General features: G+C 60.4%; 13 protein-coding genes and 1 pseudogene. 7 read left to right on the top strand and 7 right to left on the bottom strand.

The genetic code is table 11. The annotated features are described in order from the left end of the window. Nucleotides 1–42 precede the first annotated feature (42 nt). Entirely contained in the window at nt 43–615 is a 573-nt protein-coding gene (locus KQ659_RS04065) for a hypothetical protein (protein ID WP_216690193.1), read from the bottom strand. Between the two features lie 662 nt (nt 616–1,277). On the opposite strand from KQ659_RS04065, the gene KQ659_RS04060 reads away from it, so the two are divergent. Then, complete coding sequence (locus tag KQ659_RS04060; RefSeq protein ID WP_216690194.1) at nt 1,278–1,949, top strand: T9SS type A sorting domain-containing protein; 672 nt, start codon at nt 1,278–1,280, stop codon at nt 1,947–1,949. 82 nt (nt 1,950–2,031) lie between these two features. Here KQ659_RS04060 and KQ659_RS04055 read toward each other — a convergent pair whose 3' ends face one another. Then, a complete protein-coding gene (locus KQ659_RS04055; protein WP_226929823.1) occupies nt 2,032–2,925 on the bottom strand; it encodes an NmrA family NAD(P)-binding protein in 894 nt (297 codons plus the stop codon). 149 nt (nt 2,926–3,074) lie between these two features. Between KQ659_RS04055 and KQ659_RS04050 the strand changes: the two genes are divergently transcribed. From KQ659_RS04050 to KQ659_RS04035, 4 genes and pseudogenes are all read left to right on the top strand, one after another. Beyond that, nucleotides 3,075–3,419, top strand: a complete 345-nt coding sequence (locus tag KQ659_RS04050) for a fibronectin type III-like domain-contianing protein (RefSeq protein ID WP_216690195.1) — start codon at nt 3,075–3,077, stop codon at nt 3,417–3,419. 74 nt (nt 3,420–3,493) lie between these two features. Continuing rightward, nucleotides 3,494–4,285, top strand: coding sequence for an SDR family oxidoreductase (locus KQ659_RS04045; protein ID WP_216690196.1), 792 nt, complete (start codon nt 3,494–3,496; stop codon nt 4,283–4,285). Between the two features lie 167 nt (nt 4,286–4,452). Beyond that, nucleotides 4,453–5,513, top strand: a pseudogene (uxuA, locus tag KQ659_RS04040) (mannonate dehydratase). Between the two features lie 86 nt (nt 5,514–5,599). Then, nucleotides 5,600–7,066, top strand: coding sequence for a hypothetical protein (locus tag KQ659_RS04035; RefSeq protein WP_216690197.1), 1,467 nt, complete (start codon nt 5,600–5,602; stop codon nt 7,064–7,066). Nucleotides 7,067–7,201: 135 nt separating this feature from the next. On the opposite strand, the gene KQ659_RS04030 is transcribed toward KQ659_RS04035, so the two are convergent. Both KQ659_RS04030 and KQ659_RS04025 read right to left on the bottom strand, forming a co-directional pair. After that, the gene (locus KQ659_RS04030) at nt 7,202–8,539 is read right to left on the bottom strand and encodes a PQQ-dependent sugar dehydrogenase (RefSeq protein WP_216690756.1); all 1,338 of its coding nucleotides are present in this window, start codon (nt 8,537–8,539) and stop codon (nt 7,202–7,204) included. A gap of 105 nt (nt 8,540–8,644) precedes the next feature. Beyond that, nucleotides 8,645–9,046, bottom strand: a complete 402-nt coding sequence (locus KQ659_RS04025; RefSeq protein WP_216690198.1) for an NUDIX hydrolase — start codon at nt 9,044–9,046, stop codon at nt 8,645–8,647. A 261-nt stretch (nt 9,047–9,307) separates the two neighbouring features. On the opposite strand from KQ659_RS04025, the gene KQ659_RS04020 reads away from it, so the two are divergent. Together KQ659_RS04020 and KQ659_RS04015 are read left to right on the top strand one after the other, a co-directional pair. Then, nucleotides 9,308–9,667 (top strand): winged helix-turn-helix domain-containing protein, encoded by a 360-nt coding sequence (locus tag KQ659_RS04020; RefSeq protein ID WP_216690199.1) that lies wholly within the window; start codon nt 9,308–9,310, stop codon nt 9,665–9,667. Between the two features lie 49 nt (nt 9,668–9,716). Further along, nucleotides 9,717–12,359, top strand: coding sequence for a TonB-dependent receptor (locus tag KQ659_RS04015; RefSeq protein WP_216690200.1), 2,643 nt, complete (start codon nt 9,717–9,719; stop codon nt 12,357–12,359). Nucleotides 12,360–12,435: 76 nt separating this feature from the next. On the opposite strand, the gene KQ659_RS21675 is transcribed toward KQ659_RS04015, so the two are convergent. The 3 genes from KQ659_RS21675 to nuoK all read right to left on the bottom strand — a co-directional run bounded on the left by KQ659_RS21675 (nt 12,436) and on the right by nuoK (nt 16,745). Continuing rightward, nucleotides 12,436–14,031 carry an OmpA family protein gene (locus KQ659_RS21675; protein ID WP_269808171.1) on the bottom strand — a complete coding sequence of 532 codons (1,596 nt, stop codon included), beginning with the start codon at nt 14,029–14,031 and terminating at the stop codon, nt 12,436–12,438. Nucleotides 14,032–14,341: 310 nt separating this feature from the next. Then, a complete protein-coding gene (nuoL, locus tag KQ659_RS03995) occupies nt 14,342–16,291 on the bottom strand; it encodes an NADH-quinone oxidoreductase subunit L (protein ID WP_216690201.1) in 1,950 nt (649 codons plus the stop codon). Nucleotides 16,292–16,400: 109 nt separating this feature from the next. Beyond that, a complete protein-coding gene (gene nuoK / locus KQ659_RS03990) occupies nt 16,401–16,745 on the bottom strand; it encodes an NADH-quinone oxidoreductase subunit NuoK (RefSeq protein WP_168673615.1) in 345 nt (114 codons plus the stop codon). Nucleotides 16,746–17,125 lie beyond the last annotated feature (380 nt).

Raw genomic sequence — 17,125 nt, 5'->3', positions numbered from 1 at the left:
TTGTACTCGGGAGTTCAACTATCAGGAAAGCGTAAGGCGACCCTACATGGTGGGGTGCGGCAGTGGGGCTATTTTCCGCAGCAGGGTATAGAGCGCGTGGTAAACCTCCCGCAGCTCGGCGGGGTCGGTGAGGGCCGTTTCCTTGGTGAAGGTGAGGTACACGTTGGCACCGGCCTCGTGGGAGGCGGGCGCCAGCGTGAGGCGGCATTGCTGGTGGCGCAGCAGGGTCTGGCGCAGGGCCGCATCGGGCAGTAGCAGCTCGCGCAGGGCGGCCACATCGTTGGTGGTGATGATGAAGGCGGCGTCCAGCTCCGGGTCGCCCAATTCCACATCGGTCATGCCCAGCAGCTTGCCCAACTCGTGCAGCCAGTCCTGCTCGTGCAGGGCAAAGTGCAGGGGGGTATGGTTGGGCACCAGGGCGGCCATTCGAGTGCTCTGAAAACCGCCCTCGAAGCCGCCGCCCAGGTCAATCTCGATATCCAGCTGCATGTGGTAGCCGTCCTGAATCAACTCGGCGGTGTAGTCGAACAAGTTGCCTTCCTGGGTAATATTAGCGGCTACCTCCTGCCAGAGGGTGGCTTCCGTATCGGCGGAAAAAATGTGCACGTTGCTCATAAGCGGGAGAATTAAGAAGGCAGTAAAGCCTGGTTTGCCGTTTATACAGAGATACTGCGTTGCGGGGGCAGAAGTTGCCGGCTGGCCGCACGCCTCTCCACAATGACGCACGCTTGTAGCGCGTGCCCGACACTATAGCGGAGTAGTGCCACCATTGGCGCACAGCAGCAAGCGTCCCGGACACAAGGCATTGGCAAGCAGCGCGCGGGACCGGGAGGCACTGCCCCGGCATTCCCGGCACACGTTTGTGAGCTTACGCCAATGCAGGTGAAGCTGCTGGTTTTTTCTACCAGCAGCCACCGGGCAGGCTGGCGGCAGGCGGCGGGGAGGGCTCTTTGCGGCAGCACCGTGAGGCAATTTCGCTTGACAGCGCACACAATTCGAGCAAAAATTCAGAAAACGGCCTTTTTATTTTGCCGGATAGCAATATTTTATTGGCAAAAGCCCCTCCAAAGTGCAAACGTTTGTACCTCCTCCAAACGGCCCTGAGAAGGTATGTAAGCCAACTACTTTCGGGCCGTGAGATAGGTTGACGGAATATATCTTAGCATAGCATTGCTCATTCAGGCCAAAATTTTTGTATCACGCCGGGTACAATAAAACACAATTCCGACTTACTTTTGGTGCACAATTCCCAACCAACATTTTCAACCATTACCCATATGAAAAAATCTACGCTTAAGTTCGGCTTTTTGCTGGCTTTCCTGTTCTCGGCCACCGTTTCGATGGCACAACTGGCGTCATACGGCACCATCGGTGTTATCGGCACGGCTACGAGCCCAACCGGTGCAGCTACCGGCTGGGACAACTCTATTGCGATGACCCGGACGGTGGCCGGCGGCCACGACTGGACGATTACCATGCAATTCTCGACAAACGAGATGAAGTTCCGCGCCGACAACCTCTGGGCTAACAGCTGGGGCTCAACGGCGTTCCCGACCAGCACCCCCGCCGCTGTTACGTACAATGGTGCCAACATCCCGGTAGCCCCGGCTGGCCGCTACACCGTTCGCTTCAACGACCAGAGCGGTGCTTATTCGTTTTCTATCGTTACGGCTACCCAGTCGGCCAGCGCAGCTATCCTGAAAATGGCCGTTTCGCCGAACCCCGCTTCGGGAACGGCCAGCGTATCGTACGAGCTGCCCGCTACGGCTACGGCCGCCATCACGGTGCAGAACCTGATGGGCCAGTCGGTACGTCAGTTCTCGGCCGTACGCCAGAACGCCGGCCTGCAAAGCCAGAGCCTGCCCCTGCAGAACCTCGCCTCGGGTATCTACCTGGTGAAGCTGGAGACCGGCACCCTGACCCAGACCACCCGCCTGGTGGTAGAATAGTGTTTGCCGCCCGGGGCTGATGAAGCCCGGGGTTTTTGGCCGCCCCCGCCCCGCCCGGAAACGGATGGAGCGGGGGCGGTTTTTATTTGCGGGCAGCCAGTACTTCGCGCACCGGCGTCCAGCGAATTTCGGGGTAGCGGGCATTGTCGAGCGGGGTGAGCTTGGGCCTGCCCGTGAACATGTTGTGCAGGTACTGCATGCCCTGCCAGGGCGGAAACACGTCGTCGGAGGTCGGCATGAGGGTTTTGGTCACTTTTATCATCGTGCCCAGCACCCACAGGCCGCCCACCCGCAACAGTTTGAAGGGAGTGCCGGTGGCGGCAGTGGCGGCTTTTTGCAGGCCCCGGATGCTGGCTACCTCGCCGGCCACGCGCAGGTAGCGGGGCGTGGTGGGGTCGAGGGCGGCGGCGGCCGTGAACTCGGCGGTATTGGCCGTGGTGGTGAAGTCGAGCGGCTGGTCGGCATCGCCGTAGTAAAGCACCCGCTTCAGACCGAAGAGCACCACGGGGGCCTGCCCGGTGAGCAGGTCGGTGAACATGCCGTTGAGGATGGACGTGGCGTGGATGGGGGCCTGGTCGAGCCGCTGATTGAACTCGCGGCGCAGGTCGAGATTGCGGTTGGAGCCGGCGGGCAGCTTGGTGTAATCGATGCAGTAATCCGACGGGATGAAGCGGGGCACGCCGGCCGCCACGGCCGCGTCGAGCAGGCGCTTTTGGGTGCCCACAATCACCTCGCGCAGCCCCGACAGGGCTGACACCACGCAGGCCGCGCCCGCGCAGGCCTTGGTGAGGGCCGTGACGCTGTTGAAATCAACCGGTACAATATCGGCCCCCAGGTCCTGCAGGGCCGTGACTTCCGGCTTGATATTGCCCACCCGCACCAGCGCCCGCACGGCTGCACCACGCTTCAGCAGCTCTTGGGCAATGCGGAAGCCAAGGTCGCCGGTGGCCCCGGCCAGCACGATGGGGGCCGGCACGGCCCCAGGGCGGAGCGGGGGATTTGATTGATGTTGTGCCAAAGCGAAGCAGGGAATTTACTGGATGGAACTTCCCGGCGGGAGGCGGAGCGTTGCCAGTACGCCGGCCGCAAGCTACGGCCAAACCACACGGTTTCAGTGGTCCTCGCTTGCCGCGTGGCGGCGGGCCATCGGCTGCGCTACGCGGCGAGCGAGGGTGGGTCAGCTTCACCCTCACCAACACCGAAAAAACAGCTGGCGAAGAAGTGGCCCAATTATACCTCCGCGACCCCGTGGCCTCCGTAGTACGCCCGCTCAAGGAGCTGAAGGATTTCCGCAAAATCAGCCTTAAACCCGGCGAAAGCAAAACCGTGACCTTCACCATCGACAAAGCCAAGCTGTCCTTCTACAACGCCAAGCTGAAGTGGCAGGCCGAGCCCGGCAAATTCAACCTCATGGTGGGCAGCGCCTCGGATGATATCCGGCTGGAGGGCGCGCTGGAGCTGCTGCCATAACTGCCGCCGCCCCGGTCTGACCGCCCTAGGGCGGTCAGACCAGACCAGCATCAACTTCTACATATCAACACCTTATGCCTTTCCTATCCCAATTCTTGCTCGCCGATAAAGTCGTCGTTATCACCGGGGCCACCGGCGTACTGGGCGCGTCGATGTCGCTGGCCGTGGCAGAGGCCGGTGCTAAAGTGGCCATTTTGGGCCGCAACGCCGAGCGGACCGAGGCGCGCGCCGCCGCCATCCGGGCCGTGGACGGCGAGGCGCTGGTTATCCTCGGCGACGTGCTGGATACCGGCCAGATGAACGCCGCCTGCAACACCATTAGGAGCACCTGGGGCCGCATTGATGGGCTGGTGAATGCGGCCGGCGGCAATATGCCCGGCGCCACCGTCGGCCCCGGCCAGGACCTGTTCGACGTGGGCATCGAGGACACGCGCCGGGCCGTTGATTTGAACCTGTTCGGCACCGTGATTCCGACCACCGTTTTCGGCCACGTGATGGCCGACCAGGGCACGGGCTCCATCGTTAATATTTCCTCCATCACCGCACAGCGGCCCCTCACCCGCGTGCTGGGCTACACACCCTGGATGGCCACCGAGCTGGGCCTGCGCTACGGCGGCGGCAGCCGCATGAATGCCATCGCACCGGGCGTGTTCCTCACCGAGCAAAACCGCGACCTGCTCATCGCCGCCAACGGCTCGCACACCGAGCGGGCCACCAAGTTTATCAGCCACACGCCCTTCCAGCGCTTCGGCGAGCCGGAGGAGCTGACCGGCACGCTGATTTACCTGCTCAGCAACGCCTCGCGGTTTGTGAACGGTGAGACGGTAGTAGTGGATGGCGGCTTTAATGCCTACAGCGGCGTCTAGTCCGTTTATTTTGAACGAAAAAAGAACATCATGCCGAGCGTAGCCAAGGCATCTCGCGTGCAATAGTAATCCAATCGTTTCAACGTCATTGATTAGTGATGGCACGCGAAATGCCTCGGCTGCGCTCGGCATGACGTTCTGGTAAACCCCCAAATTCTTCCCCTACAATGCCCATTATCCAAAGCTGGCGCTGGTACGGCCCGAACGACCCCGTAAGCCTCGCCGACATCCGCCAGACCGGCGCGACCGACGTTGTTTCGGCCCTGCACCACATCCCGAACGGGGAGGTATGGACGCGGGCTGAAATCCAGCAGCGCCAAGCAATTATCCGCGCCGCCGGCCTGACGTGAAGCGTGGTGGAAAGCGTGCCCGTGCACGAAAGCATCAAAACCCGCACCGGCCATTTTCAGCACTATATCATCAATTACCAAGAGTCGCTGCGCAACCTGGCGGCCTGCGGCATCTACACGGTGACGTATAATTTCATGCCCGTCCTGGACTGGACGCGCACCGATTTGGCCTACGAAGTCGGGGACGGCTCCCGCGCCCTGCGCTTCGGTAAAGCGGCCTTTGTGACCTTCGATACGCTGCTGCTGAAGCGCCGGCCTGCCGGGCAGTGAGGAGAGCTTCACGCTGGAGCAATTCCAGCAGGCGCTGGATGCTTATGACGGCGTCGACGCGGCCCGGCTGCGCGAGCATCTGATTCTGTTTCTGCAGGAAATTGTGCCGGTGGCTGAGCGGGCCGGCATCAACCTCGCCATTCACCCCGACGACCCGCCCTACCCCATTCTGGGCCTGCCCCGCGTGGTGAGCACCGGCGAAGACGTGGCCGCCCTGGCGGCCGCCGTGCCTTCGCTGGCCAACGGCCTGTGCTTCTGCACCGGCTCGTTTGGCGTGCGGGCCGATAACGACCTGCCCGCCATGATACGCCGGTTTGCTGACCGTATCCACTTCATCCATCTGCGCAGCACCCAGCGCGATGCCGATGGCAACTTCTACGAAGCCAACCACCTCGAAGGCGACGTGGATTATGTACGCCGTGATGCGCGAGCTCATCCAGGCCATGCGCCGACGCAACATGAGCCTGCCCATGCGCCCCGACTACGGCCACCAGATGCTCGACGACCTGCACAAGCACACCAATCCCGGCTACTCGGCCATCGGCCGCCTGCGCGAGCTGGCCGAGCTGCGCGGGCTGGAAATGGGCATCAGTCGCAGCCTGGCCTAGATTCCAGGGTTTGCCGGCCCGGCCTGGTGTAAATTTGGCCCGGCCCGGCCGCAGTGGCCGGGCTCGTTCTACCCCAATTGCGCCGTATGCTGAAGCGAAACTGGCATTATCTCCTGCTCCTTTTTCTGATTGGCGATTTAGCGTACTCCGGCTGGCAATATTTTCAGTTTCCCCTCGATGGCGACCTCGCGGCCATTGTGCTACCGGGCAAGGCCTACAGCACGGTGCTGCACGACCCGTTTGGGCTGCGGGCGCTGCTGGGGCATGAGCGCTACCCGGCCCCCAACCGGTTTTTCGCGCACCTGCTCCTGCATGAGTATTTCCGGCGCGTACCCCTGCTGCTGCAAGGCGCGCTCAGCCCCCTCGACAGCGTGTACGCGGCGGGCGCCCTGCTGAAGCTGGCCGTGCACACGCTGCTGGTGTACGTGCTGGCCGTGGTCATCAGCAATTCCCGCAACGTGCTGTGCCGCAGGTTTCTACTGGCGGCAGTCCTCATTACCCCGCTTTTGCAGGCCGAGGGCTACGGCGGCCAGATGGGCGTCATCGACTGGTCGGTGACGTACGCGGCCTTCTATGCGCTGCCCATGAGCCTGCTGTTGCTGTTTTTTCTGCCGTTTTTGCGGGCGGCGCTGCATGGCACGCCGTTGCGCTTGTCGGCGCTGGAATATGCGGGGCTGCTGGGGCTGGTGGTGGTACTGGCCCTGAACGGGCCGATTATTCCGGCCGTGGTGCTGCTGGTGTGCCCCACGGCGCTGCTGCTGGCCTGGCGCGGGCACTTTGCCACGCTGGCTAGTGGCCTGGGCTGGTTTCGGCGGGCCACGGTGGCCGTGGGGGCGCTGCCCTGGCGCAAGGTCAGCTTGTTTGTCCTGTTCAGCGCCCTGAGCCTGTATTCGCTCTACATTGGTCGGAATAATTCCGAAAACGAGTGGGCCGTTATTCCCCTGCCCGAGCGCTACGCCCGGTTGCCCTTTGGGGTCTACGATGAGCTCACGGGCAAGCTGGGATTGCCTCTGCTGCTCATCATGCTGCTGGTTAATGCCTGGCTAATAACCCGCTCCGTACGCACGCCACTGGGAGCCAAAGCCCAGCGGGCGCTGCAATGGCTGGGCGTGTTTGCGCTGGTATACATCCTGCTGCTGCCATTGGGTGGCTACCGCGCCTACCGGGAAAACGTTATCCGGCGCGACAGCATTCTACCCATTATTCTGGGCATGATTGGCTGCTTTGCCTTGTCGGGCTACTACCTGCTTACGCACCTGCCAGCCGTGGCCCGGCGGCGCTACGCGGCGGCCATGGCCGTTTTCGCAGCCATATTCACGGTGGCCGACAAGCCCCGGGCCCGCGATTTCAACACCTGCGAGCGGCAGCAATTCGCCACGCTGGCCCAGTCGGCCGCGCCGGTAGTGCTGCTGCCCTCCGACTGCCCCCTCATGAGCTGGGAACCGCTTACCGACTATCGCAGCTCGGATATAAACACCGCAATAATGTACCATTGGGGCATTATCAAAACGCCCCGGCTGTATTACCAAAAGCCCTTTCCCGCCGCGAACTGAGGCTTACTTGGCACCTATCCGAATAGCACGTCATGCAGAGCGGAACGAAGCAGCTTTACTGCAACAGTAACCATGCTATTGCAGTAAAGCTGCTCCGCTCTGCATGACGTGCTTTTTAGCGCCTATTTGAATGGGCTACTTGGCCACACGCACGCGCCAGATTTTATCCCCGGCGTCGTCGGCCACCAGCAACGAGCCGTCGGGTAGCGTGGCCACGCCCACCGGCCGGCCGTAGGCATCCCCCGAATCGCCACCGGCCAGGAAACCGGTCAGAAAATCCTCCGGCTGGCCGGGCCGACCATTGGCGAAGGGCACGAACACAACCTTATAGCCCGAATACTGCTTGCGGTTCCAAGAGCCGTGCTCGCCAATGAACGCCCCGTTGTGGTACCGGGCGGGGAAAGCGTCCTTGTCATAGAATGCGAGGCCGAGGGCCGCCACATGCGCCCCCAGCGCTACATCGGGCACCAGGGCTTTTTTCACCAGGTCGGGCCGCTCGTTTTTGCGGCGGGGCTCTTCATTCTGGCCGAAATACGAGTAGGGCCAGCCGTAGAAGCCGCCCTCCTGTATGCTGGTGAAGTAGTCGGGCACCAGCTCATCGCCCAGCTCGTCGCGCTCGTTCACCACGGCCCAGAGCTTGCCGGTGCCGGGCTGCCATTGCAGGCCAATGGGGTTGCGCAGGCCGCTGGCAAATACTTTTTCGCCCGTGCCGTCGGGATTTATCTGGAGAATGTTGGCGCGGCGCACTTCTTCCTCGGCTCCGTGCTCCTGCACGTTGCTGGCCGAACCCACCGTTACGTAGATTTTGGAGCCGTCGGGCGCGGCCAGCAGGTTGCGGGTCCAGTGGTTATTGTAGCCGCCTTGGGGCAGGCCCAGAATGCGCTGGCCCGTGCCCGTAATTTTGGTAGCGCCCGGCTGGTACGGGAAGCGCAGCACGCCATCGGTGTTGGCCACGTAGAAATAGTTACCCATAATCAGCATCCCAAACGGCTGGTTCAGGTTGGCCAGGAAGGTGGTGCGCAAGTCGGGAATGCCGTCGTGGTTGGTATCGCGCAGCAGGGTGATGCGGTTGGCGCTGTGGTCGCGCAATGAGCGGGACTTGTCGAGCTTCAGCGCGGCCACTATTTTGAGGGGCACGCTCATGGCAATGGTACTGGCTTCAGCCACCAGCACGTCGCCGTTGGGGGCCACGTACAGCCAGCGCGGGCCATCCAGCTGGCCGGCATACTCCGCCACCGTGAAGCCGGCGGGGGCCACGGGGGTTTTACCGGCCGGCCAGGGCTGAATATTCACCCGGTTGGAAACGGATTTGGTGGCGTATGGCGCGGGCAGGTACACGGAGTCGGCCATGGGCGTGGTCACAGTTTGGGCCGGCGTGTTGACGGCAGCTTCCTGCTTTTCCTGTTTGCTGGGTCCAGCGCAGGCGGCCAGCAGGCCCAGGCCGGCCAGCAATAGCGGCGCATTTTTTGACATCATAGCGGAGAAATAAGTGAGCCCGTGCGGCCGGATGGGGGCGCAGCAGGGCTTCTATTTTTACTCCCTGATGCCGAATTGGTTACGCCTCAGCTTGCTGCTGCCTCACTCGGCCAGTAACCCCTGCGCTTGCAGCCAGTCAAAAATCAACTGGTCTACGGCCGATACCTGGGCGCGGTGCCGGTAAGTCAGCCACGTTACTTCCGCAATTTCGGCGGCCGGCTGCAGCGTACCGCTGTAGCCGGCGTAGTAGCAGGCCATGCGCACCAGCACGCCCGCCGGGTGCCCGTGGGCGGGGGCCTCAAACGTGCCGGCGTGCACCAGGCTGGCCGGGTCGAGGGCCACGGTCAACTCCTCTTCAATTTCGCGCAGCAGCGTTTGGGCATCGGTTTCGCCGGGCTCCCGCTTGCCGCCGGGGAAGTAATACCGGTCTTTACCGTGGCTGCGGGTGCTCAGCACCGCACCATCGCGCAGGTGCAGCCAGGCTATTTTATCAATTACTGACATTGGGAGAAGGAAGGTTAATCTGAAACCATTAAGCCGAAAAATGCTGCCTTGTTCGGGCCAACGCCATCAGCACAGCGGCCTGTAACCAGATTGTGCCGCTTTTTTTCATAGGCGGTAACAATACGCAATAAGCCGGGGCTAACGGGTATAGCCGAAAGATAGCAACGGCATCGGGGGCCGTGGGGGTGGAAAATACCCGGCAGATGCAGCAACTGCTGTAGCATGGCTCCGGCAAGGGGCCGTTGCGTGTATCATTGCCGGATGAAATCCCTGCTGCGGCCCACCCACTCCTATCGCCTCAACGGCCGCCTCTGGCTCGAAACCGACGACGGCCGGTTCCTCGGCATCGGCCGGCTGGAATTGCTGGAGCACATTGCCGCGCTGGGCTCCATCTCGAAGGCCGCACAGGCCATGGGCATGTCCTACAAGCGCGCCTGGGATTTGGTGAGCTCCATGAACGCGCAGGCTACCACCCCGCTGGTGAGCACCCAAACCGGCGGCTCCAAAGGCGGCGGGGCAGTGGTGACGGCCGCCGGCCAGGCCGCCATTGTGGAGTTCCAGGCCCTGCAAGCCCGTTTTCAGGAATTCATGGCGCGCGAAACAAACCGACTGCACGAGTAGTTGGCAGGCAGCAATCCGTTATATATTTACGGATATAACGTTTGTTTTTATGCGTTCCTGTTTACTCTTTGGCCCCCACCCGGTGCTGTTTGCGGCGGCCTGGCTACCCGTTTTTGCCGCGCAGGGCCAGCAGATAGCTCCGGCCGATACGACCCACCAGAAAGTTGATTTGGAGGAAATAGTGGTATCCGCTTCCAAAGTCGAGGAGGGCTTTTTGCAGTCGCCGGTGACGGTGGAAAAGCTCAACGCGCGGGCGCTGCGGCTCACGCCCGCACCGTCGTTTTTCGATGCCATTGAGCACCTCAAAGGCGTGCAGGTGATTACGCCCAGCCTGGCTTTCAAGGTGATAAATGCTCGGGGCTTCACCAACACCACCAACGTGCGCTTTGCCCAGCTCGTGGATGGCGTGGACAACCAGGCCCCGCACATCGGCGGGCCGATTGGGAATATCCTGGGGCCGAGCGATTTGGATATCATGGCGGTGGAGATTGTGCCCGGCACGGCCGCCGCTCTCTATGGGCTGAACGCCATCAACGGGCTAGCCAACTTCCGGACGAAAAACCCCTTCAGCTCCGAGGGCCTGAGCGTGCAGCAGAAAACCGGCGTCAACCACGTTGGCGACCCGTATAGCGGGGCCAAAATCTTCTCCGAAACCAGCCTGCGTTACGCCAGGGTGCTGGTGGCCGATAAGCTGGCGCTCAAGATGAACGGCACTTTTCTGCGCGGCTACGACTGGGTGGCCCACGACCAGACCGACATCAACCCCAACGGCAACGCCACCACCGGCCTGTTTGGGGCCAGCAACCCGGCCCAGGACCAAGTGAACCGCTACGGCAACGAGTCGTCGGACCGCCGCAACCTCACACTGGGGGGCAAGAGCTACTCGGTGGCCCGCACCGGCTACGACGAGCGGGATTTGGTCGATTACAACCTGCAGACCCTGAAGGCCGACGCGGCGCTGCACTACCGCTTCCGGCCCGGCACGGAGCTGGCCTACACCTACCGCGTAGCCGGTTTCGACAATGTATACCAGCGCTCCAACCGCTTCCGGCTGCAGGACTACCGCTTGCAGCAGCACGCTCTGAGCCTGACCACGCCCGTGGTGCAGGCCCGCGCCTACTTCACCCGGGAAAATACCGGCCGCAGCTACAACCTGCGCTCGATGGGCGAGAACATCGACCGCAGCTACAAGCCGGACAATGCCTGGTACGGCGACTTTGCCACGGCCTGGAACGCGGCCACGGCCGGCGGCCAGCCCGTGCCCCAGGCCCTGGCCAGTGCCCGAGCCGCCGCCGATGCCGGCCGCCTCCAACCCGGTACTACGGCATTCAACCAGCGCCTCAGCCAGCTGCAGGACGTGAACAACTGGGACGTGGGCGCGGCCCTGCGCGTGCGGGCCAGCCTGTTGCACGCCGAGGCCCAAGCCAACCTGGCCGAAGCCCTGCGGCGCGGCGGCGCGCACCTGCCCGCCACCCTCGACCTGCTGGCCGGGGCCGACCACCGCACCTACATCGTGGTGCCCGACGGCAACTATTTCATCAACCCCAACCCCGGCAAAGACCCACTCAATGACAACCTGACCTACTCCAAAACGGGCAGTTTTGTGCAGGCCGGCGGCCGGTTCTTCGCCGAGAAGCTGCGCCTCACGGCCACGCTGCGGGCCGATAAAAACGACTATTTCAATCTGAAAATCAACCCGCGCTTCACGGCCGTACTCTCGCCCACGCCGCGCCAGAACTTCCGCCTCAGCTATCAGAGCGGCTACCGATTCCCGAGCCTGTTCGAGGGCTTCTCGAATGTGAACAGCGGGCAGGTGAAGCGCATTGGCGGGCTGCGGGTGATGTCGGATGGCGTGTTTGAGAACAGCTACCTGCGCAGCAGTATCGACCGCTTCAACGCGGCCGTGACGGCGGGCATCAACGGCACGCCGGGCCAGACGCGCGCCCAGGCCATTGCCGCCAGCCAGGGCTTGCTGGTGAAAAACCCTTACACCTACATCAAACCCGAGCACATACGCTCGCTGGAGGCCGGCTACAAGGCTACTTTCGGGCCGGGCGGCCGGCTGCTGGCCGATGTCGATTTTTACTATAATTCCTACCGCGATTTTATTGCGCAGGTAGAGGCCTACGTGCCGGTAGCTTCCGGCGGCGGCGCACCCCTGCCGGCCAATGCTGACCTTAACGCCATCGCCACGGCGCTCAATAACACGAACCTCACCGGCCCGGCACCTACCCAGGCCCGCTACCGCCTCTGGACCAACTCGCAGAGCCAGGTGTATAACTATGGCGGCTCGCTGGGCCTGCGCTACGAGTTGCCCGGTGGCTACCTCGTGGGGGCCAACACCACCTATACCCGCCTCGACCGCACCGAAAACGGCGACGGCCTCGAAGATGGCTTCAACACCCCGCGCTGGGCCTGCAACCTGAGCCTGGGCAACGAAAACGCCTACAAGAACTTCGGTTTCGGCCTCAACTACCGCTGGCAGCAGGACTACTACTCCCAGACTTTTCTGGTGAACGGTACCGTGCCGGCCTACCACACCCTCGACGCTCAGCTCAGCTATTCCGTGCCCGCGCCCAACCTACGCTTCAAGCTGGGTGCCAGCAACCTGCTCAACCGGTATTATGTGTCTTACCTCGGCGGCCCAAGCGTGGGCGGATTATATTATCTATCCGCAACGTATTCGATATAAACATTCGATATAAACACAAAAAAGGCCCGCTCTCATCGAGCGGGCCTTTCTAGTTAGCGCTTGCCACGAGGGCAATCTACTTGCGCTTCATCGGAGCCTTCTTAGCAGGTGCTTTCTTGGGCACTACTTTGTTAGCACGGGTCGGTACGGGCTTGCCGGCAGCCTTAATTTCCGTGATGGTGGGCGCCGCGCCATACTTCACTTCGGCGGCATTGGTTTCGCCGGTGAGGTAGGGGTCGAAGTCAACCCGACGGTTCAGCGCCTGGCCAGCAGCCGTAGCGTTGTCGGCAATCGGCTTGGTTTCGCCGTAGCCACGAGCCTCAATACGGTCGGCCGGGATGCCTTTGCTCAGCATATAGGCACGGGCAGCGTTGGCACGCTCGTAGCTCAGGCCCAGGTTGAAGTTATCAGCGCCTTTGCTGTCGGTATGGCCGGCAATGCTGAGGCTGTAGTCCGGGTAGTCGTTCATAATCTGCACCATCTGCTCCAGCTTCGGATACGACGAGGCCTTAAGAGTAGCCTTGTTGAAATCGAAGTTGATATACTTGGTGGCTTCGTTCAGGATTTTCTTGGCTTCAGCCTTAATCTCGGGGCAGCCTTTGTTGCTGGCGGGGCCGGCACGGTCGGGGCAACGGTCCTGGTAGTCGGGTACACCGTCGCCGTCACGGTCAAGCGGGCAGCCATTGGCATCCACGCTCACACCAGCTGGCGTGTTGGGGCACTTATCGTTCTGGTCGATTACGCCGTCGTTGTCGGAATCGGGGCAGCCTTTCAGCTCAGCTTTGCCGGGGGTATCGGGGCAAGCGTCGTCAGCATCGGTCACGCCGTCGCCGTCACGGTCGGGGCAGCCCTGCAGGGCGGCCACGCCTTTCACGTCGGGGCACTTATCCTGGTAGTCGGGAATGCCGTCGCCGTCTTTGTCGAGCGGGCAGCCATTGGGGTCAACGGCTACGCCGGCCGGGGTGCCGGGACACTTATCCTTCTTGTCCGAAACGCCGTCTTTGTCCTCGTCCTGCATCTTGCCCAGTGCCACCGTAATACCGGCCTGATGCAACAGGAACCGGTCATACAGCTTATCGCTGGGGCTACTCAAGTTGTCTACGCGCTCGGTGAAGGGGTAGTGCTGGCTGGTAGTCAGGTCCAGATACACAGCAGCGCTCAGACGAAAGCGCAGGCCGGCCAGGCCAAATACCTCGGGCCGACGAATCTGCGTAACCCCAAAGCCTTTACCGGAAACCTGGCCCGAGCTGTTGGCCAGGAACATGCCGGCGCCGCCCATCAGGTAAGGCTGAATGAAGGCGTCTTCTTTCAGAATCTTACCGTTGTTGAGCTTGAGCTTCAGACCCAGGTCCACCATGCCGATACGGGCCTCAAAGTTGGAGCCTGTGTACAGCTCACTGCTGTACTTGTAAGTTTCGTAGTAGCCTAGCACAGCCACGTCGAACGATGGCGACAGGTAACGCGTGATGGTGCCGCCGCCGCCCACCGACAGGTCGTTGCCGGAGCGGTTCCAGAAGTCGGAACCCATGTTGCCGCTGTACTGCAGCAAACCGATGTTTGCACTCAGCGCCGTTTTGCGGTCGGCGGTTTGGGCTTGAGCACCCGGAGCTGCCATGCCGAGCATGACTGCTCCCAAGGCGAGGCCACGTAGGAGATTAGGTTTTGAGGCCATAAGTTTTAGGTTTGGAGATAGATGTATCATTCGCCGCGAGCCAGTCGGCCCACGTTGCTTCAGATGTTGTCCTATACCACTTTTAGCTAAAAAAGTTGCTATCCTAACCCTGCAAGTCCTAATTATTAAAACATAAATATTTTATAAATCAGGCACTTGCCAAACTAAATATTTGGCTTTCTCCAGCCATCAAAAGTTTCATTCACTTAAATAGGGCCATTTTTTAGCCGGCCAGCCGACCGGTTATTACAGAAAAAGCCACCTGTTTTCACAGGCGGCTTTCCCAAAAAATACCAAGCGAATTCCAGCTTTAGAACCGGCCAAAATTCAGCCCCAGAATCAGCACAATACCCACAACCATCAGTATCAGATAGGTTTCAACGGCCCCGGTCTGCACGTAGCGCAGCAGCTGGCCGCCGCCATTCACAGCGCGGCCAAAAACACCCACCACAGGGTTAATAACGCCGTTTTCCACAAACTTGTACAACCCCATCGACAGTGCCATAACGGGCCGCGTGAACAGGTTGTTATACAGTTCGTCGATGTAGTATTTGTGGTACACCAAGCTCTCGGGGGCCGAACGCTGGGCCTCGTCTTCGGCGGGGCGCTGGGCGCGGGCCACATACATCACATAAGCCAGGATGATGCCCAACAAACCTGCCCCTACCGAGAGGCCCATCAGCATGTATTCAGTCCCCTTGTCCAGCTCGGCCGAGAAAACCTCGGGCATCAGCCGTTGCGAGTAGGTGAAAATCGGAGCCAGATACTCGGCCAGATAGTGGTGACCGCCCGTGAACATGGGCGCGCCCATGAAACCACCCACAGCCGCCAGAATGGCCAGCACAATGAGCGGAAAAGTCATCGAAGCGGGCGATTCGTGCAGGTGATGCTTCTGCTCCGCAGTACCCCGGAACTCGCCGAAGAAAGCCAGAAACAGCAGGCGGAACATGTAAAAAGCCGTGAGGAATGCCGTGAGCAAGCCCATGGCCCACAGCACTTTGTTGTGCTCAAAGGCGTGCGCCAGGATTTCGTCTTTGGAGAAGAAGCCCGAAAACGGCGGGATGCCCGAAATAGCCAGGCAGCCAATCAGAAACGTGAGGAAGGTGATGGGCAATGCCTTGCGCAGGCCGCCCATGCGGCGCAGGTCCTGCTCGTTGCTCATGGCATGAATAACCGAGCCGGCCCCGAGGAACATCAGCGCCTTGAAGAAGGCATGGGTGAGCACATGAAACAGGGCCGTGGAGTAGCCCATCACGCCCAGCGCCAGGAACATATAGCCCAGCTGCGAAACGGTGGAGTAAGCCAGCACTTTCTTGATATCGTTCTGGGCCAGGCCAATGGTGGCGGCAAACAGCGCCGTGGCCGCGCCTACAATGGCCACTACCTGCAGCGTATCGGGCGAGAGCGTGAACAGCACATTGGCCCGCAGCACCATGTAGATGCCAGCCGTAACCATGGTAGCGGCGTGGATAAGGGCCGAAACCGGCGTGGGGCCGGCCATGGCATCGGGCAGCCAGGTATAGAGCGGCAGCTGCGCCGATTTGCCCATTGCGCCCACAAACAGCAGCAGCGTGATGGCCGTACAAATGCCCACGCCATACGTACCAAACTGGCCAAGGCTGGCCTTCTGGAACACCTCGGCGTATTGCACCGAGTTGAAGGTGAGGTAAATAAGAAAGATACCAAGCAGAAAACCCAGGTCACCAATACGGTTGATGATGAAGGCTTTTTTAGCGGCGTTGTTGTAAGCGGTGTTCTTGTTCCAGAAGCCGATGAGCAGGTAAGAGCACAAGCCCACGCCTTCCCAGCCGATAAAAAGGATGACGAAGTTGGCCCCCATCACCAGCAGCAGCATACTGAAAATGAACAGGTTCAGGAAGCTAAAGAACTTGCCCACGTTCTCGTCGTGGTGCATGTAGCCGATGCTGTAGACGTGAATCAGGAAGCCCACGCCCGTCACCAATAGCAGCATTATCAGGCTGAGCTGGTCAATCTGGTACTGAAACGGAATCTGCAGCGAGCCCACCGAAATCCATTCGAATAGCTGCACGGTGTACTGGTACTGAAAATTCAGGAACAGCACCAGCGAAATCAGGAACGAGCCCAGCACCGTGGCGCTGCCAATGAGGCCGGCCACGGTGCCGGACAGCTTCCGGTTCAGCAGCCCGTTCAGCAGAAAGCCCAGGAAGGGCAACAGCGGAATGAGAACGTAGAGCAGCGTGGGGTAAGGGGCGTTGGCGCCGGGAAGAACGGTTTCCATTGATAAGTAAGTAACTGAGTAAGTAACTGAGTAAGTAAGTAAACGAGTGCGGACATGAGCAAATCGAGGTAGCGGCCGGTAGCCGTTACTCATTTACTCACTTGCTCATTTACCATTTTAGCCTACTCAGCAGGTTGACGTCGGTGGTCTGGAAGTTGCGGTAAATCATGACGATGATGCCCAGGCCGACCGAGACTTCGGCAGCAGCCACGGCCATGATAAAGAACACGAAAATCTGGCCGTTGGGGTCGGAGCGGTAGGCCGAAAAGGCCGTCAGCAGGATGTTCACGGCATTGAGCATCAGCTCCACACACATGAAGATGATGATGGCATTGCGCCGCACCAGCACGCCCGTGACACCGATGGCAAACAGGGCCGAGGCGAAAAAGACGTAGTACTGGAGCGGAACGGTCCGAATGACTTCGGGGATGGTTTGGGAAACAGTTGGGTCCATACAGGAAGAGCCGGCAAATGGGCAACGTGCAGCCGGCCGGCCGGCAAAGGTACCCGAAAAACCACCAGTCAAAAAATCATAATAAATGACCATCGCCGTGGTGTGCCCTGCGAATGCATCTCCTGTTTACCAACGTCTAAAACGAATACTGCACATAATCTGTGCGGCAATTAATACCGATGAAAAGCGCTCAACTAAACAATCATTAATTATCAATAATAACCATATTCAAGATAAATCGCATTAAAAACATAATCAAAATAATACAATTCCAGTTTCCGGAGACAAAACTCCAGAAATTGTACTTAGCCTTTTTCCAGATACCTCTATTAAAGATAATTATGCTTTTGACTTGATGAGAGCCAAAGTTGCTTTTTCTA

It is taken from the genome of Hymenobacter siberiensis (assembly GCF_018967865.2).
Lineage (GTDB): Bacteria > Bacteroidota > Bacteroidia > Cytophagales > Hymenobacteraceae > Hymenobacter > Hymenobacter siberiensis.
Note: the sequence above shows the minus strand (reverse complement) of the source record. Positions and strands in the feature narration are given on the sequence as shown.